We start from the raw sequence: 1,848 nt of genomic DNA, 5'->3' as shown, positions 1-1,848 counted from the left end.
CAATGTTTTTCCTCATAGGAAATATACACTTACATGCTGATGAACGAATAAATGCAAAAAAAATTACTAGTTTAGAAGAGCCTACTTGGATATTTCAGGCGGGCATAAGTAAGGGGAAATATCATGACCGACAAGATTTAGGATTTATTTTGAAGAGAAATACACCATTAAAGGTAAGACAAACAAATCCTAATTTTAAAGACAAATTAACATTACGTTTATTGTCTAATGACTCAAAAAATGAAAAATCCATACAAGTAGGAAATGAATGGGTTACTATCCAAGGTGATACGTCTTTAGTTCCTTTCATAGATACTCCGTACGGTGAAGAGCACGCTGTACTTGAGTACCAAGTAGGGAATGAAAGTGCTACTAAACCCCTTCCCATTTATAAACAACAAGGAAGTGTATCTCAATTTTTTAGTACATGGGATCAATTTGATGGAGAGTATGCGTTACTTCAAGGGGAGAGTTTTCAATTATTTGTACCTAAAAAAGATAAAGAGTTAGTAAGATCTTTAAAAGATTTTCAATCGTTGGATGAGTTAATTGCGTATTATGAAGATATTTTTGTGATGTATGATTCAATTATTGGTTTAGATGGCTCAACGTTTGAAAATAAAAAAAGTCAAAATCGTTATTTCTTAAAAGCAGATATATCTGGTGCTGGCGGTGCCTATTATGGCACAAATTGGACAGCGAATAGTACAGATAGTACAAAGATGTGGTTAGATAAACTAAGTTGGGGAACTTTACATGAAATCGCTCATGGATACCAAGCTGGTTTTGATAATCAAGGAATATTTACAGGAGAAGTTTCTAATAATCTATTTGGTGTTCAATATCAATATAGTAAATACGGCAAAAAAGCAGATCAAGTTGGTTGGTTGTTTAATTTCGGGAAAAAGGAACAGGTAGAACGGAATTTATATAATGCTCTAATGAAAGAAAATAAAAATTATGATGATTTAGATTTACGACAAAAACTTATTCTTTTAACGATGGCGAAACAAAAAGCTGGCGATGAAGCATTTGCAAAAATGTATCAAGGTTATCGAAAACTAGCTAGCAATACTGCTTTCAAAAAAGGTGACCATTCTTTACCAGATTTAATGAATCAGTATTATAGTGAGAATGGACAAGTTGATTTTACACCTGTTTTTGAAAGGTGGGGTTTTAAGCTTAATCATAAACAAATAGAGATGAATAGGGCGAAAGGTTTTCCGGCTGTTACTTCTTTAGCTTATATAGTGCCTGAATCACAATTAGCGAAAGCAAGAGCTATAGTTGATCCTGATATTCCGATAAACTCCAACTTCGAAATAGTTACGAATCAGCAAATTGCTCCACTTGGGCTAAAAGGGAATTTGCATATCCATTTAAATACAAATGAAATAGATACATTAAAAGGAGGAAAAATTAAATTAAAAGAAGGGAATACAGTTATTCAAGAGAAAACAATTGAAACAACAGATATCAATTTACAAGACGTACCAAATGGAGTGTATACGGTTGAAATTTCAGGTGGGAAAACGAATAGTATGTACCATTTCAGTTCGTATTATGCCTATGTAAAAGAAAAAGATAATAGTCTAAAGATTGATATTAACGAAATGAAAGTGAGTAAGTTGGTAAATGAAACGATTCAATTCCTAGGATTAGGAGATGACCAGTTTGCCGTATTAAATACAGACTTAGAGCAAAATCGAGCTATTTTTACGATTACTACTAAAACGCCTCATAGCTATTATGCAGGTGAAAAATATGCATCGATAGAGGTCTTTAATGAAAAAGGTGAAAAAATTTATACGAAGGAAATGGAAGGGACAAATGTAACAATTGTAAAAG

The 1,848-nt window shown here is 32.6% G+C and carries 1 protein-coding gene; it reads left to right on the top strand.

Features of this window, described 5'->3' with window-relative positions:
- Positions 1 to 2: 2 nt before the first annotated feature.
- On the top strand, positions 3 to 1,848 hold a 1,846-nt coding region (locus ACQGS6_RS27620; protein WP_426965967.1), incomplete at its 3' end, for a putative mucin/carbohydrate-binding domain-containing protein.

This window comes from Bacillus sp. GMs2/2, from assembly GCF_050172095.1.
Classification (GTDB): domain Bacteria; phylum Bacillota; class Bacilli; order Bacillales; family Bacillaceae_G; genus Bacillus_A; species Bacillus_A cereus.
This window is presented reverse-complemented; position numbering and strand designations above follow the sequence as displayed.